This window comes from Thiohalocapsa sp. ML1, assembly GCF_001469165.1.
Lineage (GTDB): Bacteria > Pseudomonadota > Gammaproteobacteria > Chromatiales > Chromatiaceae > Thiohalocapsa.
The window spans coordinates 1-705 of the sequence record NZ_JABX01000130.1 but is presented as its reverse complement, the minus strand read 5'-3'; the positions used below and the strand labels follow the sequence as shown (position 1 = coordinate 705).

Here is a 705-nt window from a genome sequence, read left to right as displayed (position 1 = left end):
TCCAGCGCGGCTAGCGCGTAGCCCGGATGGAGCAAAGCGCAATCCGGGTCCGGCCGAGCCATCGGCACGGGTCGGGGGAGCGACGACCGGGCGCGCCGGCACGAACCGGGCGGCAACGCCGACCGGGCGCCCGCTCCCGCATGCCGCTGCGCTGCATCCGGGCTACACTGCTGCTATGCTCTACGCAACATCGAAACCGTACACGCTCTGCCCAGCCGCGGCACCAGCCCCATGACACTCGCCTTCAAGCTCGCCGAACAGGTCAACGACGCAACGGACGATCGCACCCGGTTCCGCTTGATTGTGGATGCGATCCGGGAGCTGGAGGAGGGTTGGCCGCGGCCGGGCGAGATTGCCCGCGGTGCAGACGTGCGCGAGACCGAGCTGCGGCTGCAGAAGGAGATCGAAGTCGTCCGTAAGGAGATCGAAGTCGTCCGTAAGGAGATCGAAGTCGTCCGTAAAGAGATAAAGGAGACCGAGCTGCGGCTGCAGAAGGAGATCGAAGTCGTCCGTAGGGAGATCGAAGTCGTCCGTAGAGAGATCAAGGAGACCGAGCTGCGGCTGCAAAAGGAAATCGCGCAGGTCCGTGTCGACCTCAAATCCACCGAGGCCAACCTCCGCACGGCCATGCATCGGCAGACGGTGTGGATCATCGGCGCCATCGGCGCCGTCACCGGCCTCGTCCGCCTGCTTGACTGGCTGCTC

At 65.5% G+C, this 705-nt stretch carries 1 protein-coding gene; it reads left to right on the top strand.

The genetic code is table 11. The features are described 5' to 3' along the window. Window positions 1-231: 231 nt before the first annotated feature. Window positions 232-705: hypothetical protein (locus ML01_RS26650; RefSeq protein WP_058558384.1), on the top strand; the 474-nt coding region annotated here is incomplete at its 3' end.